14 protein-coding genes and 1 pseudogene are annotated in these 26,255 nt (G+C 47.1%); 1 reads left to right on the forward strand and 14 read right to left on the reverse strand.

What is annotated here, in order from left to right:
* Positions 1–22: 22 nt before the first annotated feature.
* Positions 23–1,759 (reverse strand): LytS/YhcK type 5TM receptor domain-containing protein, encoded by a 1,737-nt coding sequence (locus ACKU40_RS04650; protein ID WP_320175359.1) that lies wholly within the window; start codon positions 1,757–1,759, stop codon positions 23–25.
* A gap of 84 nt (positions 1,760–1,843) precedes the next feature.
* On the reverse strand, positions 1,844–2,635 hold the full coding sequence (locus ACKU40_RS04655; protein ID WP_320175360.1) for a LytTR family DNA-binding domain-containing protein: 792 nt from the start codon (positions 2,633–2,635) through the stop codon (positions 1,844–1,846).
* Between the two features lie 200 nt (positions 2,636–2,835).
* Here ACKU40_RS04655 and ACKU40_RS04660 point away from each other — a divergent pair, with 200 nt between their 5' ends.
* Positions 2,836–3,717: a mechanosensitive ion channel domain-containing protein gene (locus tag ACKU40_RS04660; RefSeq protein ID WP_320175361.1), complete on the forward strand. Its 882-nt coding sequence runs from the start codon at positions 2,836–2,838 to the stop codon at positions 3,715–3,717.
* A gap of 40 nt (positions 3,718–3,757) precedes the next feature.
* Here the strand turns inward: ACKU40_RS04660 and ACKU40_RS04665 are convergent, their stop codons facing one another.
* The 12 genes and pseudogenes from ACKU40_RS04665 to ACKU40_RS04720 all read right to left on the reverse strand — a co-directional run bounded on the left by ACKU40_RS04665 (position 3,758) and on the right by ACKU40_RS04720 (position 26,123).
* Positions 3,758–5,458 carry a hypothetical protein gene (locus tag ACKU40_RS04665; protein WP_320175362.1) on the reverse strand — a complete coding sequence of 567 codons (1,701 nt, stop codon included), beginning with the start codon at positions 5,456–5,458 and terminating at the stop codon, positions 3,758–3,760.
* A gap of 162 nt (positions 5,459–5,620) precedes the next feature.
* Entirely contained in the window at positions 5,621–7,621 is a 2,001-nt protein-coding gene (locus tag ACKU40_RS04670; protein ID WP_320175363.1) for an HD domain-containing phosphohydrolase, read from the reverse strand.
* Positions 7,622–7,657: 36 nt separating this feature from the next.
* The gene (locus ACKU40_RS04675; RefSeq protein ID WP_320175364.1) at positions 7,658–8,950 is read right to left on the reverse strand and encodes an HlyD family type I secretion periplasmic adaptor subunit; all 1,293 of its coding nucleotides are present in this window, start codon (positions 8,948–8,950) and stop codon (positions 7,658–7,660) included.
* Positions 8,951–8,952: 2 nt separating this feature from the next.
* Positions 8,953–9,663 (reverse strand): ATP-binding cassette domain-containing protein, encoded by a 711-nt coding sequence (locus tag ACKU40_RS04680; protein WP_407944329.1) that lies wholly within the window; start codon positions 9,661–9,663, stop codon positions 8,953–8,955.
* 213 nt (positions 9,664–9,876) lie between these two features.
* A pseudogene (locus ACKU40_RS04685) lies at positions 9,877–10,890 on the reverse strand (ABC transporter transmembrane domain-containing protein); the annotation flags it as partial.
* 308 nt (positions 10,891–11,198) lie between these two features.
* Positions 11,199–12,146: a hypothetical protein gene (locus ACKU40_RS04690; RefSeq protein WP_320175366.1), complete on the reverse strand. Its 948-nt coding sequence runs from the start codon at positions 12,144–12,146 to the stop codon at positions 11,199–11,201.
* 35 nt (positions 12,147–12,181) lie between these two features.
* Positions 12,182–19,930, reverse strand: coding sequence for an Ig-like domain-containing protein (locus ACKU40_RS04695; protein WP_320175367.1), 7,749 nt, complete (start codon positions 19,928–19,930; stop codon positions 12,182–12,184).
* 2 nt (positions 19,931–19,932) lie between these two features.
* On the reverse strand, positions 19,933–21,474 hold the full coding sequence (locus ACKU40_RS04700) for a TolC family protein (RefSeq protein ID WP_320175368.1): 1,542 nt from the start codon (positions 21,472–21,474) through the stop codon (positions 19,933–19,935).
* 29 nt (positions 21,475–21,503) lie between these two features.
* Positions 21,504–22,586 (reverse strand): hypothetical protein, encoded by a 1,083-nt coding sequence (locus tag ACKU40_RS04705; protein WP_320175369.1) that lies wholly within the window; start codon positions 22,584–22,586, stop codon positions 21,504–21,506.
* A 513-nt stretch (positions 22,587–23,099) separates the two neighbouring features.
* Complete coding sequence (locus ACKU40_RS04710) at positions 23,100–23,996, reverse strand: phosphatidylserine decarboxylase (protein ID WP_320175370.1); 897 nt, start codon at positions 23,994–23,996, stop codon at positions 23,100–23,102.
* Positions 23,997–24,107: 111 nt separating this feature from the next.
* Positions 24,108–24,944, reverse strand: coding sequence for a nitroreductase family protein (locus tag ACKU40_RS04715; RefSeq protein ID WP_320175371.1), 837 nt, complete (start codon positions 24,942–24,944; stop codon positions 24,108–24,110).
* Between the two features lie 126 nt (positions 24,945–25,070).
* Positions 25,071–26,123 carry a succinylglutamate desuccinylase/aspartoacylase family protein gene (locus ACKU40_RS04720; RefSeq protein WP_320175372.1) on the reverse strand — a complete coding sequence of 351 codons (1,053 nt, stop codon included), beginning with the start codon at positions 26,121–26,123 and terminating at the stop codon, positions 25,071–25,073.
* Positions 26,124–26,255: the final 132 nt, after the last annotated feature.

Genomic DNA, 26,255 nt, shown 5'->3' on the forward strand with positions numbered 1-26,255 from the left:
GCTGAGATCTTTTATCAAGTCTCTACCCCACATTTCCGGCAAACTCATTCATCTGCAAGGCTGTGCGCAGTTTGGGTACTCTGAAGGATATAGTGGTTCCTTTTCCTTCAACGCTGATGATGACCATTTTGTATTGTGGCCCGTAAATCTGTTCAAGGCGCTGGATGCAGTTGCGGACTCCGATTCCTTCTTCGCGGGAGTCAATTTTCTTTTTGGCATAGATGGCTTCAACCTGATCCTGAGACATGCCGATGCCGTCGTCATCAATTGAAATATTCATCTCGTCGTTGTCGCAATAAATATCCAGAGTTATTGTGCCGCCTTCTTCACGCCCCATAAGGCCGTGTTTTACACTGTTTTCCACCAGCGGCTGGATGATCAGTGGCGGAATGGGCCATTCCAGACATTTGTCTTCCACATTGAGGTCGACCTTGATGCGTTCCCCGAATCTGGCCTGTTCAATGGCAAGGTAGCTGTTCAACTGGGCCAGTTCCTCGTGCAAGGGAACGTAGCCTCTGCTGCTGTCGAGGTTTTTGCGCATGTATTTGGAAAGTTCCAGCAGCAGTTCACGGGCGCGATCCGGGTTGGTGCGGCAGAAAGAAGTTACAGTGTTCAGGGAGTTGAACAGGAAATGAGGGTTGATCTGAGCCTGTAGGCGGCGGATTTCTGCATGGGCCAGCATCTGCTCTTTGATCTGGATTTCCTCCAGCTCCAACTGGGTGGAGCAGAGGTTGGCCAGTCCTTTGGCCATTTCAAATGATAATTGGTCGAGTTGGTTTCTGCGGGTTCCGTAAAGCTTGAGTGTGCCGACAACCTGTCCGTTTTTATGCAGGGGAACTACTGCCGCGGAGGTGAAGGGGCATCCCGGATGACCGCATCCGATCTGCTTGCTCGATTCGAGAAAGAGCGGCTCGCCTTCGTTGAGTACCTGAAGTGTTGAGTCGGTGCGTATTTTTTTGCCCGCAAGATGGTGATCAGCACCGGCGCCCACGTGGGCCAGCACGTTTACGTTGTCAGTAATGGCAACAGCTGCGGCACTGAGATGGGCGTGGATGATTTTGGCGGTTTCCTGCGCTGATTCCAGAGTAAGCCCTGAACGTAAGTGGCTTACAGTCAGGTTGGCAATATCAAGGATATGTTGCGCCTTGACTGAGTCCTGCTTTGTTCCATGCCGGAAAACAATATTAATGACCTGCGCGAAAAGCGCCGCACCGAAGGTGTTCAACACGATCATGGGCATTGCAATCAGCTTTACTAATTGCATGGCCTCGTCGAATGGATGGGACAGGTAAAGTACCATAATCATGTGTACTATCTCACCTACAAAAGCGAGTGCAGCTGCGGCCCGCCAGTCCATTCTTTTGCTTAGATGCAGTGAAACAATACCGGCGGCCAGTCCTTCGAGCATGGTTGCTGTACCGCAGGGGATTGCACTGAATCCACCGAGATCGATCAATATACGGTGTCCTCCGGCAATGAGTCCGGCTCCAAGTCCGACCAGCGGTCCACCGAATAGTCCACCAGTGATAACGGCCATGGCTCGCAGGTTCGCAACAGACTGAAATACAAAGTTACCGCCGTAGGTTCCCAATATTCCGCAGATACCGAAGATTAGAATCTGCATAGCTATATCTGCTTTTGGTGAACTTTGGCGAAAACCGATCTTATGGACCGGGGTAATGGTCAACAGCAGGAATGCTCCGGCCACGATAAGGCCGAAACGTTCGGCAAGTGTGATAATTAATGTCTCTGGATTCATATTTATACTAGTAAGCATCTTTTGTATGAAGATGCGAATCATAATAAAAGGTTCTGAAGGAGTTGGGAGCTGGTGACAGTATTCTTAAGCCAGTCCTAAACGCTGGCGGAAATCTCTTACGCGCCCTTTACTTATAATAATTTCCTGTTCTTCGATGTGTTTCATTGTAACTACGTATTTGCCGTTAAACCAAGGTGCAAAATCGCGAACATGGGTCAGGTTGACCATCTCTCCTCGGTTGGTGCGGAAAAATGGCTGTCCGTGCAGCCGTTCCTCCAGTTTATCAAGGGTCTTATCTCCGTAACAGGGAAAAATTCCTTTTTGTGTGTAAACCATAATCTTGCGTTCCTCGACTCGGCAGAGGATTACATCGGCTGGTTCAAGCAGCAGAATGCGTCCGCTGGCTTCTACTGAAATGCGCAGAACTTTGGCTCCCAAACCCATGGTGTCCAGCAAAGCATTCATGTCCGGCATTTCCACTTTTTCTGCACAATTGGCATAAACCAGACAGCGAATACGTTTGATGGATTTCTCCAGCCTTTCACTTGAGAGCGGCTTGAGAATATAATCCACTGCATTCTCTTCAAAGGCTTGCAAGGCGTACTCATCATAAGCCGTGGCAAAAACCACCAGAGGTGGGGTTGGAAGCTGCATTATTTCCTGCAGCACATGGAAACCGTTCTTGCCGGGCATCTGAATATCCAGAAATACGAGATCCGGTTCCTTTTCTTCAATAAGTTTTATGCCTTTTGTTGCGGAAGTGGCTGTGCCTATTACATCGATATCGTTGAAATCTGAAAGCAGGAAACATAGCTCATCAAGGGCCGGAGCTTCATCGTCAACAAGGATGCAACGTATGTTTTGTTGGTTGGGCATGTAGTTATCGGGTATGCTGAGTTTGTATTAATGTTTTCATCGATAAAGATAAATTCGTTTAAAAGCAAATATGCCGATTCGCCGTTTCCACGTGGGAATTTATATTTCATTATTGCTTAAATGTTTGAAAATGCGCTAATGAAAAAATTAAATGTAGAAGTATTATTTCGTCTAGACTCTTAAAGAAACAGGTGTAATTCATGAATGAAACTGGAAAAACCGCTGCTGATGCAATGTCGGGAATTAAAATTGATCTGATGAATCCTGATTCGGTAAGTAAATTTGCCGAAGATGCCATAGCTTTTGTCAGTGTGCACGGGTTACGGATAATTGTAGCCATTCTGGTGCTGCTGGTGGGTCGGATTATTTCCCGGCAGGTTTCAAAGGTGGTCAAGAGGGTAATGCTCAAGGCCAAGGTTGACGACATCCTCACATCTTTTATTGCGACTATTGTCTACTACGCTCTCTTATCGGCATTTGTGGTCGCCGCCCTTGGGCAGGCAGGCATTAATGTCACTTCATTCCTCGCTGTATTGGGTGCTGCCGGTCTTGCTATTGGTCTGGCATTGAAAGATACGCTGGCAAACTTTGCAGCCGGGGTGATGCTGATTTTGTTTCGGATGTTCAAGAAAGGTGATTACGTGACTGTTGCCGGAACTTCCGGGACAGTTCAGGAACTTTCAGCTTTTTATACCGAGCTTTCAACACCTGATAACCAGCGTGTGGTTGTTCCTAATTCATCTATTCTCGGTTCGGTAATTGTCAATACCAGTGCCCATAGAACAAGGCGTATCGACTTGATTATAGGTATCAGTTACGAGGATGATATTGCGAAAGCCAAGTCTATCATCAAGTCCATTCTTGATGCAGAAAGCAGACTGCTTAAGTCGCCGGAGCCGCTGATTGCCGTAGGTAATCTTGGAGATTCAAGCGTGGATATTTTTGTGCGGCCGTGGGTTGGAACAGCAGACTACTGGCCGACCAAGTTTGCCTTGCTGGAGAAAATCAAGATTTCGCTTGATGAAGCCGGAATTTCAATTCCCTATCCGCAGAGTGATGTACATCTGCATAAGGTGGAATAAAAAATTAAGGGGTGCCGCTTCAATCGGCACCCCTTGTTGTTTAATTTGCTTTATGAACCACCAACTGATCGAAGGGTATATTCCATCCGAAATGGGTGCAGGCGTCTACGCTATAGCGTTGCAGAGCACGCTGCAGGCGGCCGTAAAGCTCAGCAATGTCACGGTGGAAATCTGCAATGATGACAAGGTTGAGTGACGATGCCCCTGCGGATTCGAATTCGACGTTCAGATTGAGAACATGATCTGTGTATCCGTCCTCTGCGAGCTTGGCGGTGATAAACTCCTTAGCCTGAGTGAGGATAGTGGAAGTGCATTCCCCCTGATGAGCGTAGTCAATTCCGAATACTGATTTCAGGCGGAAATTGCGGGACAGGTTTTTGGGGTTGAGGCCCAGAAAATCCGAAGTCTGATAGGTTACGTAGGCTCCGCCGCGCTGGATCAATTCCACCATATCCGGGGACTGGCTGACAACCTTGCCGCGTACACCATCTGAAAGGATTACCCAGTCATCAATCATGCATGGGAACCACGGTTCATTTTTGCCTACTGGACGTGAAACAACATTTTCCAGTTCTCCGATGGGCAGTCTGATCCTACTTGGGCTTAAGGCCGGGTTCTTCAACTTGGCAAAAAGGGCAAGCCTGTCCACCTGCCACGGAACTCCGTTGTAGGTGACACGCTCGTTTTCACGGACGGAACCGAGGTTGAGAATGAGCTTTACCTGTTCGTAGTAGCGGGTAAAACCTTCTCGTGCGGTCCAGAGCGCACCTATGATGAAGATAATGGCAATGCTGAGCAGGAACCAGTCGCCGGAGATATACAAAGTGAAAAGAGAAGCAGAAGTTGAGGCGATGACAGCAAAAATCAGCAGCAGAACTTCAATGAGCCGGATATAAAACGGACGCTCTTTACTTTTGAATGCCGGGTGGGTTTTCTTAAAGACACGGTCCACAAAACGGAAAAGGAAGAATACGCCGCCAAATGCCAGCAGGGCAAAGAGAATATTTTTTCCTCTGCTTTTGAAGAAGACGCCCATGACTTGTTTAGTTGATTCGTAAAAAGACTGTTTATCCTTGGTCAATTCCGCCAGTTCAAAGCGGGCAACATCAAGTTGGTTGTCGATGTTGGTTCGTCTTTTTTCAAAATCAGTTTTAAGGATTCCCAGCTCCCATTTGAGGACTGGAGATTTGCTTGCGTTAATCAGAAAATCAATGTTTTGAACTGCTTCTTCGGCTCTTGGAAGTCTACTTTCAAAGTATGCGACCCGGCTTTTCAGACGTTCGATCTGTCGGGGACGCTTAGTCATTTCTTTGAGTTCCTGAAGCAGAGGGCGGACTAAGGTTTCAACTTCTTCCTGCCAAACAAAGTTTTGCTGTGCATCTTCATTGAAAACATCAAGATCGAGTCCGGTGGCTACTTTTACGAAGTTCTGGCGAACATTATTGAGTTGTTCTTTGAGGTCGGTCAACTTAATGGACAGGGTTTCCTTGTCCATTGGGTGACGTGTTTTCTTGATCTCTTTTTTGGTCTCCGCAATCTGTTTTTCCAGTGTGGTTTTGTACTGTAGGAGGTTGATGAGAGTTTCGGACTGAGCTGTCTGTTGCTCAGCAATAGTTGCAGCTACTTCTGCTGAACCGTTAACGGAAGTTTCATTCTGGGCTGTTGCATGATGCGGGTTTTGCAACAAAAGAAATACGGATAAGGCGGCTAAGGCCGGAAAAATACACAAAAACTTGGTCATGATGGTCAGTTCCTGATTGGATTTAAAATTAAGTATCCTTAAATAAATACCTGCAATTGACGGGAGCGATCAAGTATTTATTAGGCGGGGAAATTGAAAAGCAGGCATGCGGAGGGAAAGTCCTGCATGCCTGCTGGGGAAGTTTTTATATACGGCGGAGAGTTAAATCTCGACTTGGCTTTCCTTAAGAATTGCTTTGCCGGACTGGGTTTCGATTACAGCTCCAAGGGCTTCGATAACTGTGCTGTCGTATTTTACGTCTGCCATACCTTGCAGGATATCAACGGCCTGACGGGCTGTTTTAGCTTTTCGGTATGATCGTTTCTGTACCAGAGCGCTAAAGGTGTTTGTTACACCTAGAATTCTGGCCAGCGTGGAGATGTTTCTACCTTCCAGCTTGTTGGGGTATCCTGAGCCGTCAAGAGTTTCCTGCATCTGCCAAATCGTCTGGGTAATAGGCAGGTCGAATTCAACGCCTTCCAGAATCTTACAGGTGTGTTCAATGTATCGCTGGGTTTCTTTGATCTCTTCCGGTGTCAGTTTCCCTTCTTTTTCCATGATTTCTCTGGGAACAAAGGTTTTACCTACCTGAGATAGAATTGCCGCAGCTTCAACTGTTGCACAGTCTGCATCACTCAAGAGCAGTGTCTCCGCAATTTCAAGAGCCAGCTTACGCATGAGTGAAGTATGGCCGTCCAGAAACGGAACACTTTCCACTGCCCGGATCAATGCATTGATAACTTGCTGGCGAACTTCAATTCCTCTTTCAGAAGCATTTCTTTCCGAGGTGATATCCCGGTATACCGTAAGGATGGCATCGTTTTCTTCATCTACGGTACAGGGCACAAAAGTCACCTGAATCGTAGATTTGCTGGAGCCGCGGGTCATGATCAGTTCTTCGCTGTAAGAGCTGTTGGACATACTGACCATTTGATCGCCATGCGAAAGGGTTTCGGCTTCGTTGTGGTCAAATATCTGATTGTCAGTCAGGTGAAGGGCTTCTGTCTGCTTCAGCCCGGTAAAATCCGTGAAGGATTTGTTTACATGGATGAATGCACCATCTTCACTCTTTTTTAATGTTACCGGTTCCGGAAGGGCATTGTTGATGATGCGTAGGAGGGAAAGCTCCCTTATCAGGGAAGTATTTTTTTCTTCCAGTCTGGAACTCCTGCGATGATATTTACGTGTTGAGGCTATAAAGCGGACTGTGAACACAAAGAAGATCATTGCGGCAAGAAGCAAGGAAGCAAAGATTATGCTTTCCTGTTTATAGATGGAAATAATTCTGCTTGGTACAGCTGTGTCGGTTTCAATCATTACCCACCAATTCACAACAGGGAGAAACCGGGCTGTGGAGTAGACCTTTTTCTCCATTGAAAGGTCAGTCCTTTCTCCGAAAAGAATTTCGCTGATTCCATCAAGAGAAAATTTTGTGGATTGAAGTTTCAAGTTATTAGGATAGTTGAAAGTTGCTTCTTCGCTGGTTTTGCCGTTCTGCTGGATCAGGTGTATTGAGCTTGCATATTTAAAGGTCTGCTCTGAACCGAGAAAATTCCGAAGTACTGCGGTCATGGGTACTTCAAGCATGAGAACCCGTGACGGAGGAGTGGAAGTGCTGGTGGCATATGCATCATAAACCGGGAGAAAAAGATCTGCGATCAGATCGTTTCCTTTAGTTCGAAGCGGTAAGAACATTGGTGTGCGGCTATGCAGGGTTTGTTGGACCGCCTCTTTGTATCCCTGCCCAATAATTTCTTCCGGAGCTTCTGTGGATGCGAAAATACTTGCGTCAGGTTCAAAAATACAACCTGCGGAATAGCCGCTGACTTTGACGAAGTTTTCGAAGTCTTCCTGCGCCTTGCGGACTTCTGTTTTCTTCGGTGATTTGATGTCGTCCATGGAGAGCCTGAAAATTCTGGCACGGGCCAGTTCCTTGCCACGAACTACATAGTTGATCAGCTGGGAGGAAAGCAGCTCCGATTCATTTTCAAGAACAGATTTTTGATACTCTTTTAGATCCGCCCTTACGGACTGTTCTTTTTCTTTCCAGAGGTAACTGAGCGTTTCAAAAGTCCCGCCTGCCAGTGCTACAACCAGCAGTATCAGCAGCAGGTTTTTTATTGAGAAAATCTGTTTGATAGTTTCAGTAATATTATTTGCCATTTTATTTCCTGTTCATGAACTTGGTGGTCTCGATTATCAGCGGGTTCTGTGCTCGGAAAGAGCTCCTCGCATTCCCCTTGTTATGGGGGAGAGCAGGTATTCAAGTACGCTTTCTTCGCCTGAAAGAATGTTAACTTCTACGATCATGCCCGGTAGGAATTCTTTAACCTTTTCCGCATCTTCTTTAATGGTATTGAAAATTACCCGGTAGTACCATGTGCGGGTCAGGTCATCGAAGTATGTCTTGGCCGAGATGTTGACGATCTTGGCTTTGAGCATGGTCTGATCAGAGAATTCATATGATGACGGCCTTATTTTGGCTGTCATGCCGTTCCATATTTTGGTCCGGTCACTGGGCTGGACCTTTCCTTCAATGCGGATGGTTGCATCAAGGGGTACGATTTCAGCCAGTGCTTCTCCGGAGCGGACAATGCCGCCCACAGTGTTTGCACTGAGTCTGTATATGGTGCCGTCAATGGGCGAACGGATAACACTGCGCACGATCTGTTCGTTGGCGGCGTTAAGTTCTTCACGGACTCCTTTCAGTTCGGAACTGACAAGGTTGATTTCTTCGCGGATGTCGCGGTAGAAATCCAGCTCTTCCTGATTGATGCGTTGTTCCAGTTCGCGAATTTCAAGAGAGTATTCGTCCCGCTTGTTATAAATCTCGGCAATGTTTGTGGTAATTTTTGCCAGTTCAGTTTTGCGTTGCAGCAAAAGCTGGCGGGAACCAATCCCTTTTTTTACCATTGGTTCCAGCATATCATGTTGTTCTTTAAGAACTTTTTGCTCATCAAGCAGGTTCTGCACATGTTTTTCGCTGGCAGAAAGAGCTGCTCTGGACTGCTGGATCTGGGTCTTAAGGATATTGATTTTTTCTTTAAGGGCATCTCCACGGATACGGGCGAATTGAATTTCGCTTTTTTCTTCAGGGGTGGAGGCCTTTTGCGCGAATTCCTCAGTATTGTTGTTGGTTTCGGCAATAAGACGGTTCAGCTTGGCTTGCAGCCGTTTCATTTTGATGAGGGATTTATTCCGCTTTTCAGTAATATTTGTGTTGGCAATAGCTACTATTTCCTGCCCCTTGCGAACGGTATCTCCCTCTTCAACGAATACTTTTTCAACGACACCGCCTTCGAAATGTCCCACAATTTTATCTGTCAGGTTGGTTTCAACCACACCTTGGGCGCGCACGGTTTTTTCTATCTTGCTGGAGTGGGCCCAGAGTATGAATACAATTGAAAATACCAGTATGAGCAGTAGAACGATGCAGTTTCCAAGGCTTTTTTCCAAGGACCAGAGCAGGTTGCTTTTCCAGTTCTTTCCCATGATTACCCCTGTCTGGCCGGAGCCGGGCTGGAAAGTTTCCGGATGATTTCATCGCGTGGTCCGTCGGCGACAATGCGTCCTTGGTCCACAACTAGAATCCTGTCCACGACCTCAAGAATCTGCGGCCTGTGGGTGACAACGAAAATAGATTTATCAGCCATTGTCCCCTTGATCTGGTGAATGAGCATGCGTTCCTGCGTGGAGTCCATGGAGCTGGTCGGTTCGTCAAGGAGCAACAGAGGGGGAGAGCTGATCAGGGCACGGGCAACCGCCACGGCCTGACGTTGTCCTCTGGAAAGGTTTTTCCCGCCTTCGAGGATGGGCATTTTAAGACCCAGAGGGTGATTGGAGACAAACCTTTCGATGCCGGAAATAGCCAGAGCCTGCTGCAATGATTTCTGGGTGGCTGTGCGTGAACCCATGAGCAGGTTCAGCTCAAGGGTGCCATGAAACAGCACAGGGGATTGCGGAACTACCCCGACAAATTCACGGACTTTTTCAATGTTGAGGTGGGCCATGTTGTGTCCATCCAGCATGATCAGCCCTTCGCTGGGATCGGCAAGGCCTGCCAGCAGCTTGAGGAGGGTTGATTTACCGCTGCCCATAGGGCCGATGATTCCTACTTTTTCTCCCGGCTTTGTTTCAAATGATACATTTTCAAGAGCATAGGGTGATTCCGGCTGATACCGGAAGGAAACACTGTCAAAACGCACTCCTCCGCCAAGTTGCTGAATTTTGAATTGGCGGGTTTCGCAGCTTTCTTTTTCCAGTTCAAGAATCTTACGCAGGTCCTTGTAGGAGCGGCGGGCAAACAGGTATGAGGTTATCAAATTGGACATGCTGGCAGAAACCGCAATGCAGCGTCCGGAAAGGACCATGGTCGCCAGCAGGCCACCGCTGCTCATGTTGCCGTTTTTGATCAGGAAGAAGGCTACGATGAGCAGTCCTGCGGAGTTAAGCTGACCAAGAAATCCGGTGGTCATGGAACAGCGAGACTGGGCAAGACGGTACTTTGAGGACATCTCCCCGGATTTTTCAATTTCAGAAGCCCAGCGGGAAACAAAAAGTCTCGCCGCGTTGGTTACTTTAATTGACTCAACTCCATTGAAAATTTCATTTAAAAATGAGCTCTTGCGCGATTGCAGTTTGCTTTGGGCCGACACGTTGGCATCAATGAAAAAGCCGTAGACTACAGCCACGACCAAGACCAGAAAAGAGGTTACGGCCGGAACGGCAAAGAGCATTCCGCTGTTCAGGTAAATGATGAACAGGAAGAAAAAGAGAAAGAAAAAATCAATGGACCCGACTACCAACTGGGTGGTGAACAGGGATTTAATGCGTGAAAATTCTTGTACTGCATGAGCCAGATGTCCGGCTGAAATCGGCAGTTTCGAATAGTTGGTGTCCAGCACTAGAGATAGAAGCTGCGGTTCTGCATCCTGTTCCACGCGCAGGGCGGCCTTTTCGACAAGTGAAGTACGAACATTCTTGAGGATGTAGTCAAAGGCCAGCACGATGATTGCCCCGGTGATCAGTACCTTGAGCGAGTTTTCCGCAAGGTTGGGGAGGATGCGGTCATAGAAGATACCCATCAGCAGGGGAATGACCAGAGTAAAGCAATGGATCATCACCGTGGCCAGAATGACCTGAGAGTACATTGGCCACATTTTTCCTATCTGGCCCATGAACCATGTCAGGCTCAGGAAGGGGACTTTGTCTGTCTCGAAAACGGGCTTTAAGGAGCAGGACCAATCTTTGAATTCAGAGAATTCTGATTTCCGGTTTCTGATGATTTCCTGTTTGCCGTTCCAGAGGGTCAGTCTGCGGCCTACTTTCTCCTCGAGAAGCGCAAAGCTTCCGTCTGAGTATTGTACAATCAGAGGCAGTATTTCTTCTTCAATCTTTAACGGCAGGGGCTTAATGGATAAGTTGAGCCCCATGTTATCGGCCTGCAAACGCAGGTATTCATTAGTGGATGACGCACTACCCAGTTGCAGGGAACTGCCGGAAACCACTATGCCGTATTTGTCGGCAATTTTTTTCAGGCAGGAGGTTATTGAAGCTCCTTTTTCATCCTCACCGGGATTAAAAAGACTGACATTATCCTGCGATCCGAGGTCTGTTTTATCGGTACCGTCTTCCTCAGAATGAGTGGCTCCTTTGGTATTAATGGTGTCGCCGGAGCCGTTTTCCGGTGCAGTATCAGGAGCCGGGGTTGGTTTTTTCTGGTTATCCAAGTCCCTGCCCCTTATTTATTAACAGAAGAGTTCAAGTCTTTGCGTTTGTCAGTTTTACCAAAGCTGCTGCCAACGCTGACTACAACCTGGTTGGTACCCGGTACGCCTTCATTCAAGGCACGGAATTTAATCTTGCTTTTAGGAATATGTGCCTGGTCATTCACGAACTTGATCAACCCGTAAAGTCTTTTAAAAGAAACAGAGTTGGACATGCTGGAAGAAACCGCTTCATGGTTGAGTGTTGCAGTAAGTAGCAGTCCTTTACTCATGATTGCGGATTCATTTTGCTTAACCCATGCAAGCAGTTCTGATTCAGTCTTTTCTTCAAGAGTGCTGGTTAGCTTGTTATAAAGAATGATGACCCGGTTTTTATTATTCAATCCTTGAACCATCTTGGTAATAAATGGCGGCGGAACAAATTCGTCTTCAGTCTGAATTTTTTTCTCTACAGCTCCGTCGGCTTCAAGGCGTTTGATTTTATCAAGGGCGGCCTGAAGTTTTGCAGCAAGTTTGGGGTCCTTTGAGGCCTGCTGCTTTTTGACTTCTTCTTTGAGCCTTTGAAGTTCCTGATGGGCTGTCCAAGCAGCACTTTCCGCAAGAGCCACTCTTTTCTGGAGCATTTCCTTTTCCCGCTCCAATTCTTCGATGTCAATGGGCTGGGGCGGGGTAGCGGTGACAAGGTCTTCTTTGTCCAGAACAGCACTCTGGGTCATGGCTTCAGTCAGTTTGTCCATGGATGAGGGCGGTTCCATAAAAGAAAGATCCTGCGCCGCAGCCACCAAGGTTTCAACCTGTTCAGTTGAGTGGGCGGCACCGGGTTTAACTTCCTTGAGCGCAACAATATATGAGAGCGTTCCGGTTACCAGCACCATGAGCAGGGTGAAGAATACCATCATCATGAGTACGGTCGAGAGCGCATCAACAAAACCCGGCCACGGAGGGCCGCTATCAGCAGACATTTATATTTATCCCCGTAAAATCGTATAACTACGATTTATGAAATGTTAAAATCAATGTGGTCATGATGCACTTCTACATCCACCACAGTGTGGGTTCCCGAAGTGGTGTCGGCGGTGTTTCCTCCTGCACCTTCTTGAGACCCGTTGTAATCCTGATCACTATTCGTATTGAATATATCGTCAGCGGTTGTTCCGGTATCCATGTCGTCAAGACTGAAACTGAATTCGGTTTTTGAAGAGTCTATGGCTGTTCCACCAGAGTCATAACCCTTGAGCTGAAGCACATAGTTTCCTTCAGTAAGCGCAGCAAAATTCTTGCTCCAGTTATCACTAACCGTAACATCTTGAAAACTATCATAAACAGTGTCGCCGGCATCAACTACGCCGTTATTGTTAGTGTCTACGTACAAGCTGGCTTTGACTGAAGCAACGTCAGAATCTTTGCCCAGATCAGCGCTGTAGTTGAGGTCGCTCTTGTCGAGATCAATGTATTGTGATTCCGACTCGTTACCGGCTTTGTCCGTGATTTTTACTTCAGCGTAGTCGTAAGTACTGGAGTCGTCCCTGAAGGAGAGCTCAATATCATCCCCCTCAGTCAGATCGCCGGAACTTGTCTGAGTAGTGTGGCCGTCAGTATCATGCAGAGTTAATTCATATTTGTAATGAGTGTCGGTTGTTAAAGGATCGTTGTCTCCGGTATAGTGCGATTGCTCCAGAGAGACATATCGTTTGGACCCGACAATATCTGCGGTCATATTCAGCTGGGTTTGGTTGATGTCATTGTTGTCCAGCTGGAAATCAACACTTGAAGCATCTGAAGTATTACCGGCCTGATCAATGGCCTTGATGTTTACATTGTAATCGCCGTCAGCGAGCGGATGAGCAGAGTCACTGTCCACGAAATCAAAGTGGTAAGTGCCGTCTGCGTTTACAGTAATATTCTGGATGTGGCTGTCCTGATTTGCACTGTCCAGTGAATTGTATGTCCATGTATCCGCGCCATTGCTGATGACAATGAGGTAGGCCATTTCGGTCGTATAATTAATGGACCTGTCCTCTGTGAATTTGCCTTCAAAGGTAAACGATTCACCGCTGGTCAGAATTGATCCGACTTCTTCATTGAAGCCGCGGTCCGAACTGCTGGACATATCCATAGTCACAGTGGGATCGGTTGTATCAACAACGAGATTAACGGTGACGTTGTTGGCATCGAGCTGGTTGCCCACTCCATCGTAAAATTTCAGGGTATAGGTATAGTTGCCGTCGTCAATGATGTTCATGTCCTGACTGGTAAGATCCAAGAGAGCATTACCTGATCCGTTAACTGAACCGCTGGCAACTACCTGACCGTCAGAGCGGACAAGTTCCACCAGAGATGTGCCTGCAGCTGTTTTAACTAGCAGGTCTGTGGTGTTGTCGTTGGTGTTGATGTTAACAACCTTACCCGTCTGTTCAACATAGGTGCTGACAGTCGTGGGACTACTACCGGTTTCATCAATCTTAGTGAAAGTAACGCCTTCAGCAGCAGCTGGCGGGGTAAGGTCCACGTGGATGGTGTAGTCTCTGGACTGGACGTTCCCCGCCTTATCCACAGTGACCAGCCTGTAGTTATGATCTCCTTCCGCAAGAGCACTTGCATTAGGAACTGTGTAGTTTTGGTAAGCGTTTGCAAAAGTACCGGTTTTTACTGCGGTCAAAGCTCCGGTTGTACCGTCTACATAGTAGAGGACATAAGCCGCTCCGGTATCTCCGATAATGTTCAGTTGCGGAGTGGCATCGTTGGTATAAGTGTCGTCATCATCCGCAAGGTCTATATATGCTGCTCGGGTGGGGCTGAGGTCCACTTCGAACGAGAAATCGTTACTGGTGGAAGAGTTGCCCGCAGTATCGGTGACAGTCACAGATGCGGTGTATTTGCCGTCGGCTAGGTTACCGGGGGTGCATTCCCATTTCCCGTTTTCGTCGGCGGTTACTTCATATTTGGTGATAGTACCGTTCAGGGTGACGGATAAAAGAACCTTGGCCCCGGCTTCTGCATCTCCAGTGAGGACCAGATTGCGGTCATTGGTGATGTTATCTTCATCGTAAGCCACACTCGGATTACGGAACCCGGCTGGGAGGTCTGCATATGAACCGACCTTGGTGCCGCTACTGTTCACAATATCGCCGTCAGCATCAGGAGCAAGGTAGGAATCGTCTCCGGCCTTGATGCCGATGGTCGGTTTCTCAATAACTGTGTCCAGATTAAGCACATCAGGAATTACGAGGTTGCTGCTGTTACCAGCAACGTCTGTGGAGTTTACGGTAACCCGGTACTGGCCGTCCTTGCCATTCAGGATGGTTGCCAGTTCCCCGGTTTCATAGGAACCGTCGCTTTTAATATTATCCGAGTCCACAGTGTATGTGTACTTTTCAGTACTTACAAAAAAGTCTTTGCCGTCAATTACGGTTTTATCAGCTGCAGATATTGTGTGGCTGGTGCCGGTACTGTCAGTGTACGAATAATTCCCGCCTCCGATATCGGTAAGTTCATAAACCCTTTCAGCACTTACTTTGACAGTGCTTCCGGCTTCAACATTACCTTCAATGGTCGGATCATTTGTGATCCAGTCACCATCGGTTCCGGTATCGTTTTTGAGGTCCGCAGTGGGGTCCGGTGTGGAGTTGTCCACATTGAGGGTGAAGTTGTCCGATCTTTTGCCGTTGGCAATAACATAGTACACATTCACGCCTGAAGGATTGGTGCCGAAGTCGTAGGTCCAGACTCCGTCCTCTCCTGATTTGGATGTGCCGATCAGGTTATCGCTGCTGTCATAAATTTTGACTTCCTGAAATGCCACCGCAGTACCGGTCAGGGTCAGCTTGGTGTCTGCGGCGAGCAGGGCAGTACTGGTGACGCCGTCACCAACTACATTGGTGTCGTCATCTGTGGCCAGCTCAACTGTGGGCTTAGCCGCAACATCCTGCAGGATTGTGAACTCAACTTTGTCACTTGTTGCGTTTCCAGCCTTGTCCGTGCTGGTAATAGTTGCAGTGTATTCGCCGCCTTGCAGGTACGGATTATTGCTGCCCTGTCCGTAATGATATTCCCAGTTACCGCTGGCATCAGCGATGGTGCTGGCATCCAGTCTAAGTACCTCGGTTCCGCTTTTATCCGTAATGGAAATAATGGTGGTCACATCGCTCTCGGTGGTGGATGTACCAGCCAGACGAGGTGTCAGGTCGGTGATGGAATTGAGAGCTGAATCTGGATAAACATCACCGTCATCCTCGGTCAGGTTGATTGCCGGAGCGGCAGGGCCATGTGTATCGAGATTGATGGATATTGATTCAGCCTCAACGTTACCCGCCTGATCTTCGGATACAACTATAACCTTGTAGTACTTGTCGCCATCACTAAGATTGGGGGTTGCCACCCAGCTACCATCGCTGCCGACGGTTACTTCGGTAACCAGTGCTGCCTTGTTGGTTTCCATGAAGCTGCGCAATTGGTCATCGTTCATGGAAGTGGGGTCTGCACTGGCATTCAGGTCAGCCTCACTGTCGAAACTTATGACCATCATTCTGGCTTTGCTTCCGGCCTCCGCTTTACCCGAAAGTTCAGGTGTGGAGTCTTTGGTCAGGATGATGTCATTAACACCGATGTCGGTTTCCCCGGTATCGGAATCGGCATCAATAGCCAAAGTCATGTCGTCAGAGTCGTATTCCGAGTCGATGACAACGGTTTTTGTTGTGGCGGTTTGGTTGCCGTAGGCATCAGTTGTAGTGAAAGTAAAAGTATAAGTGCCGTCAGCCAGCGAAGTGGGCATTTCAATATGGTCCGCAGCCAGTTCACCTGCGTCATCATAGGTCTGGCTGAATGAAAACGCAGAATCCCCAGCTTTAGTGGCGGTGACAACGAGTTTAGTCCCGACATCTTTCTGGATATTGAAATCCGGGTCGGAATCACGGGTTATCCAGTCCTGATCTGTGTTCGCACCAAAATACTGGGCAGCTGTGTCCTCGGTCATGGTGATGACCGGGGCCGTTGGGTTGGAAGAAATTACAAGCTGGGAATCGAGGCTGATTGTCCCAGTATTGCCAGCGATATCAGTGATCTTTGCGGTAACATCATAACTGCCGTCTGCAATGGCGCTGTCCGGGGTAATGGTCCAGTTACCGTCTTTGTCCGCAGTAACGCTTTCAGCGTACTCAACATCGTGTCCAAATTTATCAGTACCTTTGATCAGCAGTTCCACCAAAGCAAAAGCTTCGGTGGTTCCCTGCATGGTCGGGGTATGGTCACTGGTTGCATTATCGCCGCTGACCCCGGTATCGGAACCTGCAGCCAGCTTGATGGTGCTGGTGTCGGTGTCGACCTTGTTGTCGATGATCAGAGTTTTGTTCAGGGTAGTGCTGTTACCAGCTGGATCTGTTGCTTTAATTACAACGTCGTTGTTGCCGAGATTAAGCTTGTTATTGTCCAGACTGAGTGAAGAAAGATCAAAGTTGATTTTGCCCGCAGCAGCTTCGGCGTCAGTTACAGTGTGGCTAAAGGTGTGACCGTTTACAGTAACGGTAATGGTAGCACCTTCACTGGCTTCAACGTCTATGCTCAGGTTGTCGTCAATGCTGGTAATCCAGTCGTCGGTGTATGACCCACCGCGTCCGGTATCCAGCCCGCTGCCGAGGGCCGCAGAAATAACCGGGTCAGTGCGGTCGATGTTGATGTCGTAGGTGTCGCTGGATGGGACTGTAGTCTGGTTGCCTGCGGCATCCTCAACAATGATTTTGAAATTATGTTCGCCTTGCGAAATGTATTTGGCGGAATCAGTGTCATCCCCTACATCGAAGGACCATTTGTAGCCGCTTCCGGTGCTGGTGATTGTTGCATCGCCGAGGTATTTGGGATTGCCTGCGCCATCAACGCCGTCGTAAACGCGTACAACGAGTTTGTCCGAACCTTCTTCCAGAGTTCCGGTCAAGGTCAGCTTGGTAGCATTGGTTTCATTGTCCACATCGGAAAGACCGAGAGTTGCGGCATCTTCAACTCCGATATCGCCGACCACAGGAGCTTCATCGTCAATAGTCACAGGGTAGATTGCTGAAGTGGCAGTGTTTCCGGCAGCATCCTCTGCAACCGCGATGAATTGAAGATCGGTGGTATCATTTTCATAGGCGGAAGCATCAAAGGAAACGGTCTGGCCGTTTTTGGCTGAACCGACAAGAGAGCATTTGTAGTCCACGCCACCTACAGTGACGGTGTGAGTCCCGGCTGCATCTACAACATAGACACTGATAGTATCATCGTGGTCTCCGGTAACTTTGAATTCAACGTCGGTATCTTTGGTTCCTGAACCGTCTTTCACGAATCCGGTGATATTATCGCCTACTGTTCCCGGGCCGCCGATGGTGTTACTGGCAGCATCAAGGGCAATGGTCGGGATGCTTATCTGCTGATCGGAAGTAAAGGTGAAAGTTTTGGATGCGTCACTTACGTTACCTGCAGCGTCTTCCACGGTGACGTAGTAGGAGTAATCCTGACCATGCACCAGTCCGGTTACATCGTAGGACCAGCTGATTTTTCCACCTGACTCGGAAATGGAAAGGAGGCCTCCGCCGTCAGTCTGGCTGTGCGCAACTTCAGTTATACTGCCGTCTGCATTTTTACAGTAAAGGGTAACAATAACAGCATCGGCTTTTTCGGAAATTTCTCCAGTAAGGGTAATTGAATTTCCTTTGACTGTAGCTGAGTGTCCGCTGCTATCTGTCTCAATTGCTGCGGGATCAAGTCCGGCAATGGTGATGGTGGATTTTTCCGGGGCGGTGTTGTCGACGGTTACGGTCAGATCTGCGCTTTCAATGTTGCCTGCTACGTCTGTGATTTCAGCAATTATTTTAAGTTGCTCTGCACCTGCTTTACCATAAGTCGAAGCATCAAGAGTGTATTTCCAACTACCGTCCGCTTCTGCCTGAATATAGCCGACAGTGTTGATCAAAGTCTTGTTGCCACTGGCGTCTTCGAAATAGAGGTTAACACGGCCTGCTGATCCGGCTCCTGTTCCGCTGAGATGCAGAATTCTGGCTCCGTCAGGATCGCTTGCTTCGGTTCCGTGCGTGTAGTTATCTGTGTTGTTGCCAAGGAGCCCATGGCTATCAGCGGAATCACTGTCGGCATCAAGGTCAATGGTAAGTCCTTCGGTCGGTGCAGTGCGGTCGACTTCCACTGGCAAGCTGGAAGCTGGCTGATAAATATTACCAGCCATATCCATGGCTTCAACCATGAATGTGTAGGTTCCGTCTGCAGGTATTTTGCTGTTATCTACAGTGTAGGTCCATGCCGTCTTATCCGCGTTGAGACTCGCTGTGCCAAGTTCGGTTTTGGTGCCGTCTGCATTAGCAAGATATACTGTTACCTGTCGTGCATCCTTGTGGATGTTACTGATAGTAAGTTTCAGATCGGTTTCGTTGGTTATTCTGTCATTTGCTGCTGCTTGGACATGATTCCCCATTGAATCAGAAACGGTGTCGAGACTGATGGTCGCACCAGTAGTGAAATCTGTCTTAACCACTACATTCTGAATCTGTTGGGTTGTAGCCAGAGCATTACCCGCATCATCTTGGCCGGCGATGGTGAAGGTGTAGGTTCCATCAGCAAGTTCACTGCCTTCTGGGAATCGGTAGCTCCAGTTACCACTGCTGTTTACGGTGATATCCTTAAGAGTCCCTGTAACCGAACCGTCCGTACTGGTGTAAGTGATGGTCAGGATAGTATCACTTTCACCTGTTCCTTCAATGAGAGGGCGGTTCTGGTTTGTGTATGTTTTCCCCGCATCTTCCGCAAAGGTTACCTTGGAAGTTGAGTCTGCTGTCGCATCGTTATTGAGAGTCGGTGCTGTAGTATCTACCTCAACTTCTAATTTGCTGGATTTAGCTGCACTTTCGCCTGTGCCGTCAGCTATTTGGGCATAGAATTCGTGATCGCCTTCGGCTACCCCTGTTACGCCGAAGCTATATGTGCCATCTGTAGCTGTTTTTTGCCCAATCTTCACACCATCCATATAAATATCAAGGACAGTGCCAGCATCAGCAGAACCGGTAATCGTTAGGTCTGTGTTGTTGGTGATTCCGTCTTCTTTGTAAGAGCCATCTTCGTTCTTAATACCGGACTCAGATTCTTGCGAAAGAGCAATGGTTACATTACTACTATTGGGAGTTGGGGTAGGAATTGGAGGATTTGTTCCACCGCCGATTATTTCTTTTTCTGGTTTTTCAGGATCATCTTTTGGGTCAGGTTGATCAATATCCTGTCCTTGAATCGGATCAATAGGGTCAGGAGTACTGGACAAACTTTCCTGCTGCGCGAACTTGTTGATGTCATCAAACATGCGCTGCTGGGTCTTGAGGATGTCGTCGGTGGGGTCGGTGACAAGTGCTGCCTGAGCGTTCAGAAGTTGACCTTCTCCGAGGTTGCCCTCGTCGGAGTTGCCTTCCTCATCGTCCGAAGGGGTGGAATCATCTGATACGGCTTCCCATTCAGGAGCTTCTTCGTCCTGCTTATCCATGTCCGGCATTTCCGAACGCTGGAACAGGTTAGGGGAATCAAGGGACTGGCCGTTGGAGAATTCCATGTTGACCTGTCCATCGAGACTCATAATGTTACCGACAAAGAGAAATACCTGTTCTTCATTGGTCTGTTTATTGACCAGAATAAGGTCGGCACCTTTGAGAATGTAGTTGTAGTCGTCAGGCGACCCTTGAACATTATATACTGTTGACGGAGAAACTTTCTGAGCGTCAGCCATGATTATTCACCTATAGCAGAGTAGAGAGAATTACTGTTTTCAAATGGAACTTTTTCCACTGGGAGCCCCAGAATTTCGGGGAGTCTGCCTTGTTCGAGAAAAATATTGAGTGCCGCACGAATTCTAGAATAGCGGGCGTTAACTTCGCGCACAGCTGCGCTTGTTTGCCCTTCGCGGGCAGTAATAAGATCGAGAAGGGTTCTGATGCCTAGATCAAACTCACTCAAGTAGAGGCTCATGAGGTTGATACTTGCGTCATAGGCATCACGGGCAAGATCAAATTCTTTTTCAGATGATTTGTAGGCATTGAAGGCATCGGAAAGGATATTCTGAACTTCGAGTTCAGTTGCTTCCTTGGTGGCCTGCAATCTCTTGAGTACGGCCTCTTCTCTTTTTACACCTTCATCGGTGGCATAGCCGTTAAACAGGTTCCAGTTGACGGTGAGCTGGGCATCCAGTGCATTTTCATAACCGTCATATTTTTTGAATTCACTTTTGGCCTGCAATCTGTACCCGAAAGAAGGGTAGTAGTTTGCCTCCACAGTGGAAACCGCCTTTTTCTGTGATTCAATCTCAGCATCGTAAGCCCTGAGGTTTACGTTGTTGGCTTTGGCAATTTCGTAGGCGCCTTCAAGGGTCTCCGAAATTGCCATCTTGGCCATGGCAATGTTGGTTTCTACTTCATTAACCGGCTGCTTGATGATGTTTTCAAGAAGCAGTCTTGCAGTCTTGAGCTGTTGCTTCTGCACAGTGACTTGAGATTCTGTGGACCGCAGCGAGACTTCAACTTTGCGGGCATCAGCCTTGGAGGAGATGCCGGCGTTGTAGCGTTCCCAGAAAGTCTTTAACAGCTTGTTATAGAATTCCAAGGAGTTGTTGTAGACCTGCAAGGTCTCCTGTGCCTGCATCACGCTCAGATATGAGTTAATGGCAAGGGCTGCGATGTCTTCCTGTGTGCGTGCCAGACGGTATTTTGCGCCTACAGCCTTCATCTTGGCACTGTCCACGCTGTCGTCCAGACCTCCGAAGTTGAAGAAAGTCTGGGTCATGGCAACGGAGGATTGGCCGTAACTGGTGGTCTCCGTGTCAAGGTTGTGCGAAGGTCCTGCCTGTGCTGTAAAGTCGATTCGGGGCATGTAAACCTGACGGGCCATGCCGTACTCTGCTGTCTTTTCAAGTAAAGAGTAGCGGGATGATGCCACCAGCGGATGATTGCCGACAGCAAGTTCGCAGGCCCGCTGCAGGGTCAGCGTAGTTGCATTTGCGGCATTTGGGCTGTTTTCCTGTAAGGAAGATCCTTTTTCTCCAGGGTCTTCAATTTTGATTACACCCTGTTTAAAAGACTCAATGTCTTCAGCATTTTTGTACTCTTTGTTTTTGTTCTCCAGACCGGAAAGGCTGACTGTTTCCGTTGAGCTTTCCACTACAGGCTGGGGAGGAGTGCCTTCTGTGGAATTGTCTGCAAAGGAAACATAGCCCTGAATTGTGAGGAGTGCGCAAAGAATACAAGCTGTTCCGAATTTCTTAATCATCTGCCCTGACATATTTTTTACCTGAAATATTTAGTAACAGCTTAGTTTTTGTGCTGTCTTTCGTTCATTATGTTCATGGTTTCAATGCTTCTTTCCAAAGCAGTGACCATAAGGCGCGATTCTTTGATCAGTCTTCCGGTCAGTTCGTTGCCGAGACCGATTTCTTTGGTGGTTTCCACGGACTGATCCTGAACTGTATTAATTGCTTCGGCTGAGCGCTGCTGAAGCAGGGTCAGTTTCAGCAGGAATTTGTTGGTGTTTTCCAGTGATTCAAGCAGGGCGATATTGTTTTTTTCCAATTGAGCGGAGATGGCCGCCATCTGGCTGCCGAGGTCCAGATCAGGTGATATGCTAGCTGCTGTTCCAGACTTGCTCGCCGCATAGTCTGTTTTTTCGTTAAGCCAGTTTTCAAGGCGCTGCTTAAGCTGGTCATGCATGCGGCTTAAGAGGATGGAAAGAATTCCCACAACAGCACTGCCGGCAAGACCGAACAGGGAAGTTGAAAAAGCGGTACCCATTCCTGCCATGGGATTTTTCAATTCAACAATAAGCTGAATCATGACCTGCATGATGGAAGTGTCGCTGGAGTCGGTCAGGCCTCCTGCAAGGGTGGAGAGAATTTCTCCCATGGATTGCAGGGTCAGGGTCAGGCCGAGGAATGTTCCCATAAGACCAAGCAGCACAAGGAATCCACTAAGAAAGGAGATCAAGGAAGAACGTGAAGAAATATTTTGTTCAAGGCTTTCTATAATGGAACGGCTGTCACTGGACGATTTAACGATCAGGACGCCATTTTCCTTGATAGAGCAACCGATGGAAACAAGTACGTTTCCGAGCAATCCTTTATTCAGGTCATCTAATTCAAAGGTGCTTTCTTCAGGTTTTTCACACCAATCAGTGAATGCCGCGAAAAGTTTCATGTCTCTGCGTACAGAAAAAATATAACGAAATGCTGTAGCCACGCTTCCGGCAAATACAACAAGAATGATGGAGTTGATTATTTCAGATGTGGCGAAGAGTGTTTTTAAAAAGGCAAAACTTACCACTACGCTGATGATCACCGCAAGCAGTACAAAAAAAGATAAAGTTAAATATAGTCTATATTTATTGTTATTGTAGGCCATTATAGTTTAATTCCTTATGTTTTTATCTACAAAATAATGCCAGTTCGACACTACATCGCTATAAAAGAATAATAATCAAATGAAAAGTTCTAAAGAAAGTTTATAATACGATTTTAAGAAAGGTATACCGAACGAATGTTCTGGTATGATCGTAATTGGCAGGATAAGCAGGGGCAATTCCTGAAGGTGATTGGAGGCTGTCCAATCTTGCATGAGAATAGATGGGGTTCTGGATTTAAGATGCCCAGAACATCAAGAAAAAAATTTTCCACAGACTCCCTCCCCGGATTAGTGAAATTATATGAATAATGGTGAAGTTATTCTTTGTCGAATAATTGAGCTAATCAAGATATATATTTATATTATTTCCATGCAAATGTGAAGGCTCTCTCCATATATTTTATCGAGACTTATGGCAATATAAAAAATCATTTATGAATGTATGTTTTAATTACTTGAAAACAATAAGGATTATGCGATGATATGCACATTTCTTATTGTTTTTATGAAATATTATGAGTTGATTGTTGCGATATGTTCACCAACTTTAACACTGGTCTCGAAACCGTTACCTGTGTTTTTGAGGATATCGGCATCAATCTGTGCTTTGCCATTCTCAAGAAGCATTATGACGGTCGATCCACCGAATTTAAACCAGCCTTTTTCTTGCCCTTTTTTGACTTCACTGTCCGGTGTGTAGGTCTGTTCAATGGAACCGACCATTGTTGCACCTACTTCACAAAGCAGAATGTCGCCGGCTGCAACGGTTTTAAGAGTGCTATGTTCCCTTTTGTTTTCCCAGTATACGTTAAGCATGTTTTTAACTGCATAGGGTGAAACAGAGAAGTAGTCCCCGTTGATAAGGGTTGAAGCGGAAGCCTTACCTGCAGCAGGAAAGTGGAAGCGGTGATAATCAACCGGTGCAAGTCGAATGATCAGCAGGGTTCCGCCCTCGTATTTTTTGCTGAGCATGCTGTTTTGCAGGAAGCTTTCAAGAGAAAACTTCTGTCCTTTCACAAAGAAAGAATCAAGGCCACTAAGGTTCTCGAAAGCCAGTATTTTACCATCTGCCGGAGAAACTATTGAATCAGGCGCATTATCAATCGGTCTGGCTTCCGGCTTGAGTTCGCGGATAAAGAAGTCGTTGAATGATTTATAGTCTTCCACCGGACGAGTGGCTTCATTCATGTCGATCCCCAATTCTTTTACGAAACCGGGAATTTTCTCTTGTGAGTCCGCAGTGTCCATTTTGCTGCCGTACCATTGGGATATAAATTTTCTTTTAACTATCCCGTGCAGGGCCAGTTTTCCTAAAGGATTGTGGTAAAGCCATTTTAGCCATCCTTCACCCGGAACGGTTTCTTTGCGAAGCTGTCCCGATTCGCGATCAATGTATTCTATATAATCCATATTGTGCCTCGTGTTTGTTCTTTTGGATTGAGGCGATTGATAGCACTTGAAGGATGGTGCGGCAATAAGGAAAAACGGAGGACTCACATGAGCCCTCCGTTTTTTTATGATTTAGAATTTGCGGACGAGATTAATTTTGGGCGGAGTGCGCTGTACCGTACGTTGATATTGTACTGCCGGATGTCCGAATACCATCGTATAGCCAATCTCATGATCTTCGGGAACTCCGAGTCTTCCGGCCAGCTCGGGGAAGAAGTCGTCTACGCACCATTTGAGCATGCCGTCCCACAGGGTTCCGACTCCCATGGATTGAGCCAGCAGGTCAAAGGTTGTCAGCGCTATAAGGCAGTCTTCTTTGGGCAGGGGGATGTTTTTTGATGCACTTGCAATAAGAATATGCGGTGCACCTCGAAGAATTATGTCTATATCATGATTAATGTATGTTTTATGCGCCATTTGCAGGTATTGGAAGCGCATGTCGTTTTCATCGAAGTCTGAGTTGCTCAGCAGCTTGCTGACTTTGGTATAGATTTCCTTGCGAAGGTCTTCAGTTGCTTCTGCTGTGGTTGTTGCGGTGAAGAATACGCCCTGTGCATTGACTCCGGTTGGTGCGTGAAAAGAAGTTTCGAGCAGCTTTGCGATGGTTTTTTCATCAAGTGCTTTCTTTTTATACTTTCGGGTAGAACGGCGCCCCTTGATGAGGGTTTCCATGGAGTGGGCGGTGGGCAATTCATATTGCAGTTCGGTGCTGTTGTCAGGGTTTACTCCCATGATTGATATAGCAGCAGTTGGGCATATCGCCAGACAGTGCTGGCAACGCAGGCATTTGCTTTCGTCCTGAATTACCGGGAAATCTCCATCCTGCATGGTAATGCACATGGGTGGACAGTCTGTGATGCACTTACCGCACTGGATGCAACGGTCTTCGTTAACTTTGAAATTGAGCATGGTTTTCCCTTATTGTTTATTGGGTTTATGTCGGTTAGGGCGCAAGTTTCACCAGCTATTATAGAGAACAATTTTACCGTGTCATCAGATAAATGTTGGAAGGTTAATGTCCTATTTGGTATTCACCTATAAATATCCTTCTTCGTACTGCTGCATTTTTGATTCAAATTCGAATTCGCTTTGAAATGAATCAATTGCTGTCTCCGCAACATCCATATCGCTGATATCAGCTACGTGACTAACAGCGTCACCCTTGTGAACGAGTGGGCTCTGTAATTGTCCAATAATTATACCCTTTGTAGGTGAAATAATTTGATGCTCAGATTCTCCCAAAGGATCTGTGACAAGTCCAAGGACCTGATTCTTTTCTACAATTTCGCCCAATTGGACACGTGGAAGAAATATTCCACTTGCTGAAGCTCGTGCCCATGTTGAATTTTTGGCTATAATCGGCTGCGTATATTTTGATTTTTGTCTCGCTTTTGGAAGCATCCCCAAGTGTCTAAGAACAGAAACTACACCCTGAGTTCCAACCCTGATGGGGATTGGGTCAAATTGCATGGACTGTCCTCCCTCAAATAGAAGCATGGGAATATTTCTGTCGTATGCAGCCTTTCGTAAAGATCCATCACGAAGTTCTGCGTCCAATACTACCGGGGTACCAAAGGCCACGGCCATTTCTTTAATGACAGGGTCGCTTATTACAGCTCTTATTTGCGGTAGGTTGCTCCTAAAATTTGCGCCAGTATGAAAGTCTATTCCATGTGTTGAACGAGCAACTATCTCCTCCATAAAGATTGAAGCCAGCTGTCCTGTTAATGATCCTTTTGGAGAGCCTGGGAAAAATCTATTCAAATCACGGCGATCAGGCAAATAACGTGTTCTGTTTACGAATCCGAAAGTATTAACTACAGGGACGGCGATAAGTGTTCCCCTTAGCGAATTCAAAAGTTTCAATTTGAGCAAACGGCGGATTATTTCAACCCCGTTAATTTCGTCACCATGTACCGCTCCCGACAAAAAAACAGTGGGGCCTTGAATTCTACCATGAACTACGTGGACATCCATATACAGCTCATTACGGTTGTACATTTTTGCTGCAGCAATATTAACCGTCCGACGATGTCCAGGAGGAATTTCTTCTCCGGCAATGCAGAATGGTGAACGCTCTATTTTCATTTTATCCCACGTCCTTCATCCAAAATATCTGGATATTTAATGTGAATCCTGTGGTTTATTTTGTGCGTAATTGCACTAATTTTGCAAGACTAAAATTTAGGTTAGCGGGTATCCGCTGTCAGCTTCAGAGAT

This window comes from Maridesulfovibrio sp., from assembly GCF_963666665.1.
Taxonomy (GTDB): domain Bacteria; phylum Desulfobacterota; class Desulfovibrionia; order Desulfovibrionales; family Desulfovibrionaceae; genus Maridesulfovibrio.